The organism is Tengunoibacter tsumagoiensis, from assembly GCF_003967535.1.
Classification (GTDB): domain Bacteria; phylum Chloroflexota; class Ktedonobacteria; order Ktedonobacterales; family Ktedonobacteraceae; genus Tengunoibacter; species Tengunoibacter tsumagoiensis.
In genome coordinates this window covers 3,061,768-3,078,471 of record NZ_BIFR01000001.1, presented here as the reverse complement: position 1 = coordinate 3,078,471, position 16,704 = coordinate 3,061,768, and the positions used below count along the sequence as shown (strand labels likewise).

Below are 16,704 nucleotides of genomic sequence, written 5' to 3'. Positions count from 1 at the left end.
TACCTCCTCTACCAAAAGTTCCAGCAATGGATTGAGAACACACCTATCTGGCGCATTCGTCTAGCGGTTCAGGACATCGCCCTCTCAAGGCGGAGATCACGGGTTCAAATCCCGTATGCGCTACCAATTGAAAGCAGTTCAGAGCATACATTGACGCTCTGGCCTGCTTTTTTCTTCTCTCATAACTGTCTCGCTCTTATCCCGATTAGAGAAAAGTACTCGCTCTCTTCTCTTTGCTATATTCGAGACATTTTGCTATAGTAGGACTAACCCATCTGGATGTTCTGCCTAGAGCTGGATCCGGGAGGGGAAGTAAAAGAACTCTAATACTAGGGAGGACTCCAAGACACACTTATGTATAAAAAGCTCTTATTCGGTCTGCTCACTCTTGCACTGGTCTCTGTTCTTTTTTCAGCCTGTCGAGTCATTGACACTTCCACAATCCCACAAAATCCTAAAGCGGAAATGGGTGCCACGACCTTTATCACATCAACGGTGACGATTAAAAAAGGTCAGTATCTGGATCTGGTGGATACCGTCGCAGCCCCCCACGTCATTGCCAATGGCACATGGGCGAATGGACAACAGCAAAAAACCAAAGAAACAGGTGCACCAGATGTCGCCGCCGATTTCAAAGGCAATGATGTTACTACCATCGGACCCTTTAATACGGCTGGAACCTTTAACATTCTTTGCACCATCCACCCCGGCATGAATTTAACCATTACGGTTACTCCATAGCTGTAAACCAGCATGTTTCAATGGTAAAGCATGAAGCCGAACATGCTTTACCATTTCTTCTTTCCAGTGATCCACTGCCATTCCACCTATAGCGTACAAAAACACTACCCAAATGATCTAATTTGATTCTCTATCGCCAAAAAGATGGTATACTCTGCTCTAGCGAGATTGATAATTCTGTGCAATACTCCTCGCACTATCTTTTCATAACAAAAGGATATGACTTCTATGCAACCACAAGAAGAAAAACAGATAAAAAAGGGCGTCTCTCTCTACGTTAAAAGCGGTGCTATCCTCCTTCTTTTTGTACTGAGCATTATCGTTGTGGCTTGTGGTGCAACAAACACGACCACTACTGCCAGCAATGGCCCTGTCCCTACTGTGACGATTCAGTTGGGCAAAAAACAGTCTCCAACTCCTCCGCCACCACCTTTTTCTTGCGCCGCCTGGGTCACGGAAACAACCCCCCGCGCTGGCGTCAGCACTATTGTGGTGAACGCCAAATATACTCGCATCACCAATGGTAATCCAGAGGGCATCAGTGGCGCCACAGCTCTGGCTACGGTCCATTGGGCCGATAAACGCGCCGATACGACGGTGAGTGCGACAACAACTCCTGATGGCCTGGCAACCTTTCCTATCTCCGTTCCCCAGGACACAAATCCTGCCCTCGTTAATCATGTGACCCTTATCGATGTGACATTTAACGGTGGAGGCAATACCTGCACAGCCAGTCAGGCCCGCGCCGCCTATTTTGTGCTTCTTCCTGCTACGGTCACGCCTACCCCTTCTCCCGATGCATCAGCAACCCCAACAGGTGCTCCAGGGGCAGATATGACGCCAACCCCTCCTGGAAAAAAGAAAAATTAGCCCTGTTCAATCAGATCTATTTATCTGGAGTGGCCAATCTCATCAGGCCGCTCCAGACCTTCTATCATTGACAACCTGACCTCGCGTGTGCTACCCTCTTTTTCGTAGAGATCTGTCCTCGCTTGTGTGAACGATTTCATCGGGTCTATCAGGTAACGGAGGCTGAGAAGTCCTTCTCGCTTTATCTCCCTCCATAGCAACCATGCAGGCCTTCACCTTTGTGTTTTCTATCACTCAACGCCCAATAGAAACAGCAAAACGTGATGAGGGCGTCAGGAACCCGGCGTCTCTACGTTTTGACAACAGACACATACGTCTCGCATCATCTGGGCGGGTTACATTTCTAAAAGATGGAGAACCATCATGAGTACAAAGCATGCAATTACTGTCACTGTCAATGGACAACGCCATCGTTCTGAAGTTGAGCCACGTCTCCTCTTAGTCCATTATCTCCGCGATGTGCTTGATCTCACTGGCACACATGTGGGCTGCAATACCTCTCAATGTGGTGCCTGTGTGGTCCTGCTCAATGGAGAGGCCGTCAAAGCGTGTACTCTTCTAGCCGTTCAGGCGGATGGCTGCGAGGTGACTACGATTGAAGGGCTCGCTCCTGAAGGAAGTCTGCACCCCATTCAAGAGGGCTTCTGGGAACAGCATGGTCTTCAATGCGGTTTCTGTACTCCAGGCATGATTATGGCTTCTTATCAGATCCTGAAGCACAATCCTCACCCAACTGAGGCCGAGATCCGCAAAGGGCTGGAAGGGAATATCTGTCGCTGCACTGGTTATCAGAATATTGTACGAGCCGTTCAGGCCGCCGCAGAGCAGATGCATGCCTCGACAGCAGCCCAACCCGTCGCCTCCAGCGACTGATTCGCTACGTTCCCTTCTCACGTCGTTGTCCCATAGTTCACCGCCTTTTATCTCAACCTGTGCGCGACAAACAAGAAAGCAGGGATGTTACGTTTTTCATACTTTGAGAAAGAACATGAGAAAGGGCATCCATCGTTATGGGCATTGCTGCTATGCTTGGGACGCCGATCAAACGGCGCGAAGATCCTCGTTTAATTACTGGTCAAGCAACGTATGTTGATGATTTAAAGCTGCTAGGACTCCTCCATATGGTGGTCCTCCGTAGCCCTTATGGACATGCTCGCATTCTTCATATTGATACGACTGAAGCTCGCCAATATCCTGGCGTGGTGGCGGTCTATACGGCCCAGGATCTACAAGGGAAGGTGGGCAATGTGGCCGTTGCAGTTCCACTTGGGTATATCAGTGAAGGGATGGGTTGTCGGGGCCCCCTGGCAAGCGGTAAGGTCCGCTTCTATGGCGATCCCGTCGCAGTCGTACTGGCGGAAGATCCTTATAGTGCTCGCGATGCGATCGATCTGATCGATATAGATTATGAGCCTCTCCCAGCAGCGGTCGATGTGGAACAAGCAATGCAAGATGATGCGCCCATTCTTTATGAGGAGTTTGGGACCAATATCGCCTATGGGATGCACCCTCCTTCCAAAGAGATTGATCGCATTTTTGCGGAAACTCAAGCCGCGGGAGGCGTTATCGTCAAAACACGCCTGATCAATCAGCGTGTAGCTCCTGTCTCTATGGAGACACGAGGGGTGGTGGCAGACTATCGCAAAGCAGATCAGAGTCTCACTATCTGGAGCTCGTCTCAGATTCCTCATCTGTTGCGCAATATCCTTGCAGTACAGATTGGATTGCCGCAGCATAAGGTGCGCGTGATTGTACCTGAGGTCGGGGGAGGGTTCGGCTCGAAACTGAATGTTTATCCCGAAGAGATGCTGGCAGCCTTTGCATCTATGCAGACAGGTCATCCCGTCAAATGGATTGAGGATCGTAGCGAGAATCTTGCGGTGACCGTTCATGGCCGAGATCAGATCGATTATGTTGAGGCAGCTGCGACCCCAGAAGGGAAGATTACCGGCTTAAAAGTGTATGGGATCTCTGATCTTGGTGCTTATTCGCAGCTCTTTACTGATGTCATCATGATTGCCTTTGGCTTCCCGGTCTCTTGTGGAGCTTATGATATCCCTGCGGTCCATCTGAGCGCGGATATTGTTTTTACCAATAAAGCCCCGACCGATGCTTATCGCGGTGCAGGCCGCCCAGAGGCCACGTATGCCATCGAGCGCGCTATTGATCTGGTTGCCCATCGTTTGGGAAAAGATCCTGCGGCTGTCCGTTTCCTCAATTTTATTCGGCCCGAACAGTTTCCCTACAAGTCTGCGGCTGGCGCCACATATGATACTGGTAATTATCACGCGGCACTCCAAAAGGCAATGGATCTGATTGATTACCCACAGCTACGCCTTCAACAGGCACAACAACGTGCTGAAGGACGCCTGGTTGGCCTGGGAATCTCTTCTTATATTGAGATCTGCGGATTCGGCCCCAAGGGTACGGCTCCGGTCGGACTCTATGAGAGCGCTCGCATCCGCGTCGAACAATCTGGAACGGTGATGGTCTATACGGGAGCTTCTCCCCATGGTCAGGGGGAAGAGACAACCTTCGCACAGATTGTCGCGGATGAGTTTAGTATTCCAGTGGAACAGGTGCTGATCTTACATGGCGATACGGATTCAACTCCCGAGGGACGGGGAACCTATGGGAGCCGCACGACGGCAGTTGGAGGCGCCGCTGTCTATAATGCTGTCCAGAAACTCAAAGAGAAGATGAAGCTGATCGCCTCGCATCTGCTGGAGGCCAGTCCTGAGGATATTCTTCTTGCTGACGGGAAGTTCTCAGTTGCTGGCTCACCACAGAAAGCTATTCCCTTTAGTGATGTCGCCACTACGGCGAATCTCTCCAATACCCTGGCGCCCGGGATTGAACCAGGTCTGGAGATAACGGTCTTCTTTGAACCTGATGCCTGTGTTTTCCCCTTTGGTACGCATATCTGTGCGGTGGAGATTGATAAGACCACTGGCGAGCCACATATCACGCGCTTCGTCGCAGTCGATGATTGTGGCCGACAGCTTAATCCCATGATTGTACAGGGCCAGATCCATGGAGGCATTGCTCAGGGGATTGGACAGGCAATGTACGAGGGCGTGGTCTATAATGAGGATGGTCAGTTGCTGACAGCCACGCTGATGGATTATGCGCTTCCCACAGCTCCCGAGCTCCCATTCTTTGAGCTTGCTCATACTGTTACTCCGACTCCGGTCAATCCTCTGGGAGTCAAAGGGATCGGCGAGGCTGGCACCATTGGCTCAACACCAGCTGTAGTAGCTGCAATTGCGGATGCCCTGGGCGTACCCCATATCGATATGCCTCTAACATCCGAAAAGTTATGGCGGCTGATTCAGCAACGATAATGTATCGTGGGGAGAGCCACAACACTCTCTCCACTGTACAACAAGCAACAAGCAGCGATAGAAAAACGATAAAATGAGGAGAATATAACCCATGTCTGTCCCAGCAGCATTCGATTATCATTCTGCGACATCGGTTGCAGAGGCCATTGCCCTTCTTCAGCAATATGGGGATGAAGCCAAAATCCTGGCTGGCGGTCATAGTCTGATCCCTGCAATGAAGCTGCGCCTCTCTCAGCCTGAACACTTGATTGATATCGGCAGAATTACCGAGCTCTCTTATATTCGGCAAGAGGGCCAGAGCATCCTGCTTGGTGCAATGACTACCTATGCACAGATTGAGCGGGCTGAACTGATCAAACAGCACTTTCCACTGCTTATCGATGGGGTATCAGTGATTGGAGATCAGCAGGTTCGCAATCGTGGCACCGTTGCCGGCAGTATCGCCCACTCTGATCCCGCTGCTGATATGCCTGGTATTATTCTGGCTCTGAAAGCTGAGATTATTCTTCAAGGTCCAGATGGCATCAGGACTGTGGCTGCGGACGATTTTTTCCTCGGTACCTTTACAACTGCTCTGGAGCCAGATGAGCTGATCACTGCAATCAAGCTTCCTCTCCTTCCTGCTCAGACAGGCTCTGCATATACGAAACTCGAGAATAAGGCCTCTCACTACGCTATTGCGGGCAGCGCTGCGATCGTTACGCTGGATAACACTCGGACGTGCACTGCTGCCAGTCTTACGATCACCGGTGCAGCACTTCAAACCAGCCGCGCAACTTCCGTTGAGGCCGCGCTCATTGGAAAAAAACTCGATCCAACACTCATCCAGCAGGCTGCAGAGAAAGCTCCTGACGGGCTTGAGTTTCTCTCGGATATTCATGGGTCTCAAGAGTATCGCCGCCAGATGACGATTGTGATGGTCCGAAGGGCCATTCAACAGGCCTATGAGCGAGCATAAGCTCAAGCTATTTCAATGGAAAGGCAGCGTCATAACCCACATGACGCTGCCTTTCCATTGGAGATGCTGACGTATAATAGAAAAGTTCCATTCAGCCATAGCTAATGGTCACCTTAACAAGAAGGATTTGTTGAACTATGCATGACATTCGTATTGAGCGCTGGGCTCATACTCTCGTACATTATTGTCTCTATCTCAAGACGGGCGATATTCTTGCAATTTATGGATCTCCTGTGGCGAGTCCGCTCATCGAGGCTGTCTGCCGCGAAGCTCTCCATGTAGGGGCACAGCCCGTTCCAATTCTCACCCTTGAAAATTATGAGGAGATTCTGCTTCGCGAGGGCAGCGAAGAACAGCTTATTCAGTCCTCGCCAATCGCACAAGTAATGGCTGAAAAAGCCACTGCCCGCCTCAGTATTCAATCTGCAAGCAATCCGAAAGCTCTTACCTCTATCGATCCCGCTCGCGTTGCCAGACGTCGGCAGTCTTCTCATGCGCTTTCTCAAGTGCTCCGCAGGCGTGAGCAGGCTGGCGAGTTCCGCTGGTGTGGCACGCTCTACCCCACAACCGGCTATGCTCAGGAAGCCAGTATGTCTCTCCACGAGTTTGAAGAATTTGTCTTTAATGTCTGTTTCCTGAATGATCCCGATCCGATTGCACGCTGGAAAGAGCTTGGTGCTCAACAGCAGAAATATGTTGACTGGCTCGTTGGACATGATGAGGTCCATGTCATCGGCGAGGGGACCGATCTCAGGCTCTCAATCAAAGACCGTATTTTTATCAATAGCGATGGCAAGCGCAATTTCCCTAGTGGCGAGTTCTTTACTGGCCCGGTTGAGAAAAGCGTGAATGGGGTCGTCGAGTTTGCAATCCCTGCCACGTACGATGGCCGCTCAGTCGAAGGGGTAAGGCTGGTCTTTCAGGATGGAAAGGTCGTTGAGGCAACTGCTCGCCAGGGCCAGGCCTTCCTGGAGCAGATGCTGAATCTCGATGAAGGGGCCCGGTATCTAGGTGAGTTTGCCTTTGGCACCAACATGAATATCACTCATGGCATTAAAAATATTCTGTTCGATGAGAAGATTGGCGGCACTATCCACATGGCGCTTGGCTCAAGCTATCCCGAGACTGGTGGCTTGAATCATTCTGCCCTCCATTGGGATATGATCTGCGATCTCCGTACCAATGGCGAGGTCTGGATCGATAATACCCTATTCCTTAAAGATGGCAAGATCTTAATCTAGCTTTCGCTAAAAATAGCGAGATCTTGATTGAGCTTTTACACACAAAGCCTGCCATAGCTGCCGCTTTATCAAGTCGCTCTTTTGAAATGACCATCGATGGGCGGAATGCAAGATTCCAATGTCTCTGGCCCCTTCTCCTCGCTCGAGTGAGGAGAAGGGGCTCTTCTCTCCATCTGTTCTACTATCTGGTTCTACAAAGCAGCCAAAAGAAGCATATACGCTTCTGCGCTAGAAAAAACTCTCTTATTGAGCAAATATTGACCTGGCTGCATAAATTACCTGCTGGTAATAAGACTGACTATGTGGGCAAAAATCGTCTCTCTTCAGGATCTCCTGCTGCCAGCATCGCTCCCCATCCACATGAAACTCATATCGATACCCGATAATGTGCTGACACTCCTGATCAATCAACCGTTCAAAATCTTGTATTTCAACTTTAATAATGCCAGCAACTTCCTCCTCTTGCAACACAAGATTCTCAATCGGGGACTGCAAATAATAGAGAAAAACATGACAGAACTCGCGATCATCTATGATGATGCGAGAACTCGCATCTCTGATAATGTTCATCCCTTTAATAATGCCGATTTCGGTAAGATCTTGAAAGCGCAGCTTGATACCCAACTCTTCTTCGAGCTCACGTACACCATCCGCTACTGTCTCGGTAGCCAGCAAATGACCAGCAGCGGTAATATCCAATTGATTGGGATACTCCTTCTTCTGTGCAGACCGGCGTTGAAAGAGAAGATAGAGCTTCCCATACTCTACTGATACGAACCAGCAGTGAAAGGTCTCATGCCAGTATCCCTTTGCATGTACCTCTGCACGTGTTCCCACGCCAATTCGTTGCCGCTGCTCATCAAAAATAGTTATTAGCTCGTTCTCCATCACCTATCTCGCCTTCACTCAACAGACTGCTCTTTGAGAGACTTGTTTGATTTACAATGTTCACACACAGATCATACAACGCTGAGCTCTTCGTCCTCCAGGACGCCTGAGCCTGGACTGAACCCATACGTACAGACAGAAGCAAGATAAGCTCAATTTTCCGCACAGTTTGGGAAGGTTGCAGATCGCCTTCATGATAGCTTAGAATAAAGCATAATCTCTTTCTCTGTAAGGATCACCACTAGTTCATGTCTGGAGGCTTCTATTGGAGCAGGATCTGTCAACCAAATTTTCTTCTATCGATGATATACAGCGTGCTATGTTTGCTCACTCATATATTGCTGATCGCAGTCTCGCTACTGCTATCTATCTGGCTCTCAAACAGCGAAAACCCCTCTTACTTGAGGGGGAGCCTGGAGTAGGCAAGACAGAGATCGCCAAAGTGCTCTCATCCTTGCTTAATACACGCCTGCTACGCCTCCAATGCTATGAAGGGATCGATATTAGCACAGCAGTCTACGAATGGAACTATACGCGACAGATGCTCCATATTCGCATGCTTGAAGGGCGTGGCCTGAACACACAGATGGAGACAAAAGAGATCTTTGGCCCTGATTTTCTTATGCAACGCCCTCTTCTGCAAGCCATTGATCCCTCCAATCTCACTCCACCTGTGCTCTTAATCGATGAGCTCGACCGCAGCGATGAGGAGTTTGAAGCCTACTTGCTTGAACTGCTCTCAGATTTCCAGATTACGATCCCCGAGATTGGAACGATTCAGGCCAAAGAGCCTCCCATTGTGATTATAACCTCCAATCGAACGCGTGAGATCCATGATGCTTTACGTCGCCGCTGCCTCTACTATTGGATCGACTTTCCCTCTCTTGAGAAGGAATATCAGATTGTCCTGGCACGCTTACCCGAGGCACCAGAGCAGCTGGCCAGACAGGTCTGTCAGTTTGTCCATACACTCCGCAGTATCGAGCTCTATAAAGCTCCTGGCGTCTCTGAGACACTTGACTGGTTGAGCTCTTTGCTGGCACTAAAACAGAGTGAATTGGTCGATGAGACGGTTCGCGATACATTGGGTTCCCTGCTCAAATATCAGGACGATATCCTTAAGGTTGGCGGAGTCGATCTGCATAAACTGCTGCAAAAAACACGAGGGATCTGAGTTATGGCAACCTATCCAGATCCATCTGAACCCTCCAATGATCCACAGCAAGCCTTCGAGCCATTGCAGCCCTTTGAGATTGAGCGTGGTGATCGGCTCCTCTATCGGTTGACTGAATTTGGACGCTTGCTCTGGGAGAGCGGTATCAACGTTGGACCTCATCAAGTGATTGATCTCGCTGCGACGCTCGACCATATTGATATGACCAATAAAGAAGACTTTTATGCGACGCTAAAATGCTGCCTGCTTACACGCCATGAGCAAGAGACCATCTTTAACCAGCTCTTCAACTATTTCTGGTTTATGCGCGAGGAGTTAAGCCACCAGACGGGGAAAGGGAATGCAAAGGGCGAAAAAAGCGAGAAACATCCACTCCGTCTCCCACCCTCTGAACGCAGACGAATGGCTGAACATATGACAATGAGCGAGCCCCATAAAGAGCTCAAAGGTGAGATGAAAAATAGCCCGGCACTTCAGCGAGAAGAACCCGGAACAGAGCGAGATGAAGATGAGGGGAGGCCCCAGGGATCGGCCTACAGCGCCTTAGAGCAGCTACGCCAGAAAGATTTTGAGAACTTTAGCTGGGAAGAGATACAGGAAGCGAAGAAGCTCATGGCTGCAATGCGCTGGCATTTAGGCATGCGGATGACTCATCGCAAAACATCTGCACGTCAGGGTCGTTATACAGATATGCGCCGCATGGTGCGCAAAAATCTAAAATATGGCTCAGAGATGATTGAATTGACCTGGCGCGAAATTAAGCAGAAGCCACGTCCACTGGTCATTGTCTGCGATATTAGTGGCTCAATGAGTCTATACTCGCGGCTATTGCTGCATTTTATTCATACCATCTCAAATGGTCTGTTCAATGTCGAGGCTTTTGTCTTTGGCACGCGCCTGACCAGAGTCACCCGTCAACTCAAAAAACGCGATGTGGATGATGCCGTACGCGATGTCTCAAAATCAGTACAGGATTGGTCTGGCGGCACACGGATTGGCGATGCGCTACACTACTTCAACTATACCTGGGCCAAACGGGTATTGGGACATGGTGCTGTTGTGCTCCTGATCAGCGATGGCTGGGATCGTGGTGACGCTGGCACACTACGCATTGAGATGGATCGCCTCCAGCATAGCTGCCATCGCCTGATCTGGCTTAACCCATTGCTGGGCTCGCCCGAATATCGCCCCTTAACGATTGGCATGAAGACCGCACTTCCTTTTGTAGATGATTTTCTACCTGCTCACAATCTCGATAGTCTCATAAGTCTGGGGAAGCTCCTCTCGACCATCGACGATAGCCGGCCCGACCGCAGCGCAGGTGCTCGTCGCAAGGCAGTTGCAGCCTGGAGTAAACGCAAACTTTAACGTCATCATAAGCCCACCCGGGCAGAAATGAGGAAGCCAACAATGAGAGAGATCCTATCAGAGATTGCACAATGGCAAGCTCGTGGCGAACAGGTCGCAATCGCCACCGTTATCAGTCTGTCTGGCTCCGCACCACGGCGTCCCGGTGCTCGTCTAGCGGTCAGTGAACATGGCGAGCTTGCGGGCTCAGTCAGCAACGGCTGCGTCGAACCAGCCGTCGTTGAAGCGGCTCTCCAGGTGATCAAGAAGGGACAGCCTCAATTGCTGGAGTTTGGCATCACAGAAGAACAGAACATTGAGCAGATCGGGCTGGCCTGCGGAGGTACCATCCAGGTCTTTGTCGAACGTTTAGACTGGTAATAATCGTAGCCCAACGTAACAATAAGAACAACAACACAACGAAGGATTAAAGATAACAGTCATGAGCGGACTATTTTCAGAGCTCCAAACACATCTTCTTCAGGAACAGGGTATTGCTCTGGCAACACTCGTCCGTGGACCTCACCACGTAGGAGCAAAACTGCTGCTATTTCCAGATGCTAGCTCTCGCGGGACCCTCGGAGATGCAACGCTCGATGCGCAAGTCAAGGCAGATGCACAACTGGCACTCTGGAGTGGTTCGGCTCAACTTCATCATTATCAACTGGCCAATGAGGCATTTGAGATTTTTATTGAGGGCTTTCCTCCACCACCTGAATTAATTATTGTAGGTGCTGGCCATATCGCTATCCCTTTAACGACTATCGCGAAAACCTTACACTATCGCGTGACCATCATCGATGCCCGCGCCGCCTTTGCAACCACAGAACGCTTTCCTCATGCCGATGAAGTCATCGTTGCCTGGCCTGATGAGGTGTTAGCCCAACGCAGACTCTCCCCCTCGACAGCCATCGCCGTCCTTACCCATGATCCTAAATTTGATGAGCCTACGCTCAAAGTTGTGTTAGAACGCCAGGTAGGCTATATTGGGGCCATCGGGAGCCGCAAAACTAGCCAGGAGCGCGCTAAACGTCTACAGAGTCAGGGCCTCACCCCAGAACAACTGGCACGCATTCATGGTCCCATTGGGCTTCCAATCGGAGCCGCTAACCCCGAAGAGATTGCACTTGCTATTATGGCTGAGATTATAGCTTTCCGCCATCAACAAGCACAATAACGCTATTTTCAGGGCTCATACAGAGAGTTATCTGACAGATCATACTGAAGAGGAGCACTATGAATAATTACGTCATCAGGTGCGCCGGAATGTGAATTTTTTCACAAAAGAGCGGCCCAATGAAACTTCCTGTATCTCCATTCGTCTTTATGATTAGACGAAACTGCTTAGCTCACACACATCATATCTCTTTGGATGTTCTCAAGTAGCAAAAAGTAGTATGGCTAACTTACTAATATGCAATTTTTCTTTTTTATAGAGCAAAGGATAGGACATGCCGAATTCTCGTTTTTCAGAGGATGAGCCAACACAGCCCGATTCATCTCACTCACATGGTCAACCACATCGCAAACAAGAAAAGTTGATCTTAGGGGGCTTTCAAGATGCACCTAAGCAGGAGCCACGTCGCCCCTACCAGTATCAGCCAGATGCCACACCTTCCAGTGGTCCTCAACCCTATCAGGCACCACGACAGAACCGGCAACACGCACAGAATGAGTCATATCAACCATATATGCCTGCCGGGCAAAATCAGCCCTCCTATCCACATACACCCGCTGCTCCACCACAACGTGGTCACCAAAGTACGCACCGCCCTCCTACTGAGGCACCAACCGTCTATCCACAACGTCCTAACCAGAACCCATCACAAGGGCAGATCGGAAACAAGCCATCGAGCTCACGGACAGCTCGCCCACGCAAAAAAAGAAATGCTGGCAAGATTGGTTGTCTTGCCACACTGGCCATTGTGGTCGTTCTCGTGATCGTTGCCTTTAATCTCTTGCAACATGTCCTGGCTTTTGGTTCCGCCATCTCAACGCAGTCTCCTTTAAGCTCACAGACCGGGTATATGGGCGGCAGCGAGCGCACCAATCTGCTGGTACTTGGCTACGGTGGAGGATCCCATGAAGGTGGAACTCTGACGGATTCTATCCTGAATGTAAGCGTTCTACCACAGAGCCACCATACCTCTCTGGTCTCGATTCCCCGCGACCTGTGGGTACAGGTTCCCTCTAACTCTGGCAATTATGGCAAAATGAATGCAGTGTTTGCATATTCGTATAATAAAGCGTATGACGAAGAATTGCAGAAGCAAAAAGCAAGTGGCAGCAACCAGGATGATGCCCAGAAAGCAGCTAATATCGCCGGACAGAAAGCCGGTGGAGATGCTGCGCTGGAAAAGATTAATTATATTACAGGGATGAACACAAAATACTGGATGACTATTGACTTCACCGGCTTCCGCGATCTGATCGATTCCATTGGCGGAGTCGATGTCTATGTTCCTGATTCATTTACCTCACTCTATCCAAAAAATGATGATCCTAATGTCGATGCCAGCTGGATCACGGTCAGTTTTACCAAGGGTCAGCAGCATATGAATGGAGAGCGAGCCATTGAGTATGCCCGCGCCCGCCACTCTGAAGATAATCCAGCTGAGGGAACAGACTTTGCACGTTCAGCTCGTCAGCAGATCATTGTGAAAGCAACCCTGGCTAAAGTGAAACAGTGGTCCACATGGCCAAGCCTCTTTAATGCCATGGATGCCTTACAGAAGACCATATATACCAATATGTCGCTGGCCGATCTGGCTGAGTTCTCCACAAAAATGGATCTCAATGATCCTCATACAGCCCATATTGGTCTGACCAATGATAATGTGCTCGTCGACTCCTATGCAGGCGGAGGACAGGCCATTCTCACGGCTAAAGATGGCAACTGGGATGCCATTAAAACCTACGTCCAGCAGAATCTCTACAACTAAACAGCCTGACTTTGTCATTGAGTGTCGCAGGTGTTGCCTGTACAGTATTTGCTAACAAATACTGTACAGGCAACACCTGCGACACTGTATTTCTTTCTGTATCTTCCCTATGTTCATTATTGCATGAACAGTTAAAGATGTATATACTGGAGAAACACATAGGCAGGTCAGGAAATGCCATTTTCAAAAATAGAGAGAATGCGACGAACGGTATCAGAGGCTTCTAGCACACATTGAGCAGCCTTCAATACCTGCACACAGGGGGATCGACATGTCAGCGCATGATGCTCGCCTTATTGGAGATGTCTATCGTATTGGACAGGTGCTCAAAACGATTGGCACTATCACCAACTATACAGCCTATAATCGCAATACTAATGATGTGGTCGGGCTAATCGTGATTGAGCTACCCCCCACTATCTCAACGTTTGCTGTACAACCATTTTTTCAGAGTCTGGAGCAACGACGATCCCTGGAATCTCCCCATGTTCTGCGCATCCATCAAGGAGGCATTGATGGTAACCGTATCTATATCGCGACTGATCCTCCACGCGGTACGACCCTCCAGCATGTCATTGATACCGAAGATATTACGGTTACACGAGCCATTCAGTTAGTACAACAGGTCGCTCGCGGTCTTCAGGTCTTCCATGCCCGAGGCTTAACTGGACTTGACCTCCGCCCCCACAACCTCACCATAGATACTATTGGCATCACTGATCGCATGCAGATTGATGATATTGGCCTGCGCCCTCTGTTGCTCTATCTCAGTTCGGCCAGTGGTCAGGAACCTCCTGCATCTATCGCTATCGATCTCCGCTATACTTCTCCAGAATATATGAAAGATGGCATCCCGAGAGCCAGCAGTGATATCTATCAACTTGGGCTGCTCCTCTTTTATCTGGTGACTGGACGACTTCCCTTTGTTGGTAGGACGGCGGCTGAGACGGGCATTCTTCAAAGTGCCAGTCCGATACCAGTCATGAACCAGTATACCTATAATACTCCTCCGCGCCTGCAAGAGATTGTCGAACGTTTGCTATCGAAAGACCCCGCACAGCGCTATAATGATCTCAAACTACTCAATACCGACCTGGAAATGGTTGCTCAGGCTCTGCATCAGCCCTCTCAGGCGCTTCCTCAAAGTAAAGAGCCTACACGTCCTACACAACCTGGTGCAAACCTGACAACCGAGATATCCGTTGCCGAGCTGGATATCGCGCTCCAGCAAACCATTCCCCCTGGATCTATCACAACGCTAACGGGCGCGCTCTCTTCTATCATTCCAACACCAGATGGTATCTATGCCTATCTCTCTTTCGAATCTGAGAATGCCCCGCCCCAAAAGTTTGCGATTACCCAGAAAAGCACGATCATTGGCCGGCTCGACCCCAAACGTGGAGTCAGCCCCGACCTTGATCTCAGCACACTGGATCCCACTATGACTATCTCTCGCCAGCACGCTCGCATTCGCTTTGAAGAGACTTTTTTCTATATCGAGGATCTCAAAAGTAGAAATAAGACGCGTCTGGGCCAGCTTGTGCTTCCCCCCCTGAAGGCTGAACTCCTTCACCATGGCGATCTCCTCTCGTTCGGCAGTGTCCGTCTGCGCTTCGAGATTCCTGGTCATTGAAGCGAACAGAAAATCTTTGACGTATTCTCCCTTGAAGAGCGTGCCGCCACAGGTTATCTTTCAATGAATACAAGAAAGGTTTTATGATACGATGGGATTTGATCAATATCACGAGCCCCCGACAGAGCTTAGCGCGGAAACACGTACATTTGCTCGCATGATTGCCTCACTACAAGAGGAGTGCGAAGCGATCAACTGGTATCAGCAGAGGATCTCAGTCGAGCAGGACCCGGAAGCGAAAAAGATTATGGAACACGCGCAAGAAGAAGAGTTCCTGCACTTCTCTATGGATTTAGAATTTCTGCTACGGCGCACTCCTAAGTGGCGTGTGGGGGCAAAAAATATCCTTTTCCAGGACGGCGATATTATCGCAAATGCCGAAAAAGGAGAGGAGGCTGAAGAGAAGCAATAACAGATCTCGTAAGTGACCGTTCTCTATTCAATGCATAAGGATTGTCATTTTTCAGAGAGCGGGACACAAGATCCCGCTCTCTCAATTAGCTTTCAACACTAGCTTTCAACACGCTGCGATCGAGCGATGGCAATCAGATCAGCCAGGAGACCCTGTCCGGTCTCCAATCGTCCGGCTCCAGGTCCAATGACCGTTACAGCAGGCAATGTATCTGTTTGAAAGGTGATAGCATTCATTGCACCGTCCACACCTGCCAACGCATCGCTGGCCGGCAAAGCCATGGGCCCAACACTGGCACGCAAAGGGCCCTGCTCGTTCTCGCGCTGCAAAGAGGCCACCAGTTTGATACGCTTCCCCTCAGCAGCAGCTTGAGCAATCTGAGCCTGTGTGACCCCGGTAATCCCCTGACGAGCCACATCAGAGGGCTTCAGTGTCTCCCCAAAGACCAGCGCCGCAAGAATCAGTGTCTTTGCTACTGCATCATATCCTTCAACATCGGCGGTAGGATCGGCCTCCGCGTAGCCCTGACTCTGTGCTTCAGCCAGCACCTCACGATACTCACGCCCGGCAGCCATCGCACTTAAAATATAATTTGTCGTCCCGTTGAGAATACCACGTAGCGCCTGGACCTGCGCGCCAGCCAGACCTTCCAGGACGGTACTCACTACTGGTGTGCCCGCCATCACAGTCGACTCCAGCCGCAACTGTACTCCCTGTTCTCGCGCCAGCTCCAACAGTTCAAGCCCCGCCAGAGCAGCAGGTCCTTTATTCGCACTAATCACATGCATACCCAGCGAGAGAGCGGCTCGGATATGGCTCATTCCTGGCTCAGCATCCTGCAAGTTGGTCCCCGTTGCCTCAGCCAATACATCTCCGCCAGTGGCCTCAAGACCATCAAGAGGTCTGGCCCAGTGGCGAATATCGGGATATTCCGTTAAAGCTTTCCGTTGAGCCGCCAGGCGCAATAGGAGCTCAGGATCTAAGCCTTCTTCGCGATAAATAAAACCATGTCGCCCATTGGCCACGCTCACTAATAGCACATCGAGATCATACTTTTGCTGTAATAACTCGCGCTTAGAGCGTAATAGCTCGACAAACCCCTGACCAACCACTCCAAACCCAAGCAATGAAAGACGAATCTGTTTCATACGACA

The 16,704-nt window shown here is 50.1% G+C and carries 15 protein-coding genes and 1 tRNA gene; 14 read left to right on the top strand and 2 right to left on the bottom strand.

Features of this window, described 5'->3' with window-relative positions; all coding sequences use genetic code 11:
* The first annotated feature begins 49 nt into the window (after positions 1–49).
* The 7 genes from EL628_RS12185 to EL628_RS12155 all read left to right on the top strand — a co-directional run bounded on the left by EL628_RS12185 (position 50) and on the right by EL628_RS12155 (position 7,154).
* Positions 50–126 (top strand) — tRNA-Glu (locus EL628_RS12185).
* A gap of 228 nt (positions 127–354) precedes the next feature.
* Positions 355–741 (top strand): cupredoxin domain-containing protein, encoded by a 387-nt coding sequence (locus EL628_RS12180; protein WP_126580215.1) that lies wholly within the window; start codon positions 355–357, stop codon positions 739–741.
* Between the two features lie 228 nt (positions 742–969).
* The gene (locus tag EL628_RS12175; RefSeq protein WP_126580214.1) at positions 970–1,611 is read left to right on the top strand and encodes a hypothetical protein; all 642 of its coding nucleotides are present in this window, start codon (positions 970–972) and stop codon (positions 1,609–1,611) included.
* A gap of 363 nt (positions 1,612–1,974) precedes the next feature.
* Entirely contained in the window at positions 1,975–2,484 is a 510-nt protein-coding gene (locus tag EL628_RS12170; RefSeq protein WP_126580213.1) for a (2Fe-2S)-binding protein, read from the top strand.
* A gap of 137 nt (positions 2,485–2,621) precedes the next feature.
* Positions 2,622–4,955, top strand: a complete 2,334-nt coding sequence (locus tag EL628_RS12165; protein ID WP_126580212.1) for a xanthine dehydrogenase family protein molybdopterin-binding subunit — start codon at positions 2,622–2,624, stop codon at positions 4,953–4,955.
* Positions 4,956–5,046: 91 nt separating this feature from the next.
* Positions 5,047–5,913 carry an FAD binding domain-containing protein gene (locus EL628_RS12160; RefSeq protein ID WP_126580211.1) on the top strand — a complete coding sequence of 289 codons (867 nt, stop codon included), beginning with the start codon at positions 5,047–5,049 and terminating at the stop codon, positions 5,911–5,913.
* Positions 5,914–6,050: 137 nt separating this feature from the next.
* Positions 6,051–7,154 (top strand): aminopeptidase, encoded by a 1,104-nt coding sequence (locus tag EL628_RS12155; RefSeq protein WP_126580210.1) that lies wholly within the window; start codon positions 6,051–6,053, stop codon positions 7,152–7,154.
* Between the two features lie 243 nt (positions 7,155–7,397).
* On the opposite strand, the gene EL628_RS12150 is transcribed toward EL628_RS12155, so the two are convergent.
* Positions 7,398–8,042, bottom strand: a complete 645-nt coding sequence (locus EL628_RS12150; protein WP_126580209.1) for an NUDIX hydrolase — start codon at positions 8,040–8,042, stop codon at positions 7,398–7,400.
* A 319-nt stretch (positions 8,043–8,361) separates the two neighbouring features.
* Between EL628_RS12150 and EL628_RS12145 the strand changes: the two genes are divergently transcribed.
* The 7 genes from EL628_RS12145 (at position 8,362) to EL628_RS12115 (ending at position 15,550) form a co-directional block, all read left to right on the top strand.
* Positions 8,362–9,216 carry an AAA family ATPase gene (locus EL628_RS12145; RefSeq protein WP_126581934.1) on the top strand — a complete coding sequence of 285 codons (855 nt, stop codon included), beginning with the start codon at positions 8,362–8,364 and terminating at the stop codon, positions 9,214–9,216.
* 3 nt (positions 9,217–9,219) lie between these two features.
* Positions 9,220–10,584 carry a vWA domain-containing protein gene (locus tag EL628_RS12140; protein ID WP_126580208.1) on the top strand — a complete coding sequence of 455 codons (1,365 nt, stop codon included), beginning with the start codon at positions 9,220–9,222 and terminating at the stop codon, positions 10,582–10,584.
* A gap of 42 nt (positions 10,585–10,626) precedes the next feature.
* A complete protein-coding gene (locus EL628_RS12135) occupies positions 10,627–10,944 on the top strand; it encodes an XdhC family protein (RefSeq protein ID WP_126580207.1) in 318 nt (105 codons plus the stop codon).
* A gap of 61 nt (positions 10,945–11,005) precedes the next feature.
* Positions 11,006–11,740 (top strand): XdhC family protein, encoded by a 735-nt coding sequence (locus tag EL628_RS12130; RefSeq protein WP_126580206.1) that lies wholly within the window; start codon positions 11,006–11,008, stop codon positions 11,738–11,740.
* A 274-nt stretch (positions 11,741–12,014) separates the two neighbouring features.
* The gene (locus EL628_RS12125) at positions 12,015–13,505 is read left to right on the top strand and encodes an LCP family protein (RefSeq protein ID WP_126580205.1); all 1,491 of its coding nucleotides are present in this window, start codon (positions 12,015–12,017) and stop codon (positions 13,503–13,505) included.
* 271 nt (positions 13,506–13,776) lie between these two features.
* On the top strand, positions 13,777–15,138 hold the full coding sequence (locus EL628_RS12120; protein WP_126580204.1) for an FHA domain-containing serine/threonine-protein kinase: 1,362 nt from the start codon (positions 13,777–13,779) through the stop codon (positions 15,136–15,138).
* A 91-nt stretch (positions 15,139–15,229) separates the two neighbouring features.
* Positions 15,230–15,550, top strand: coding sequence for a ferritin family protein (locus EL628_RS12115; protein WP_126580203.1), 321 nt, complete (start codon positions 15,230–15,232; stop codon positions 15,548–15,550).
* A 98-nt stretch (positions 15,551–15,648) separates the two neighbouring features.
* On the opposite strand, the gene EL628_RS12110 is transcribed toward EL628_RS12115, so the two are convergent.
* Positions 15,649–16,698, bottom strand: a complete 1,050-nt coding sequence (locus tag EL628_RS12110; RefSeq protein WP_126580202.1) for a homoserine dehydrogenase — start codon at positions 16,696–16,698, stop codon at positions 15,649–15,651.
* Positions 16,699–16,704: the final 6 nt, after the last annotated feature.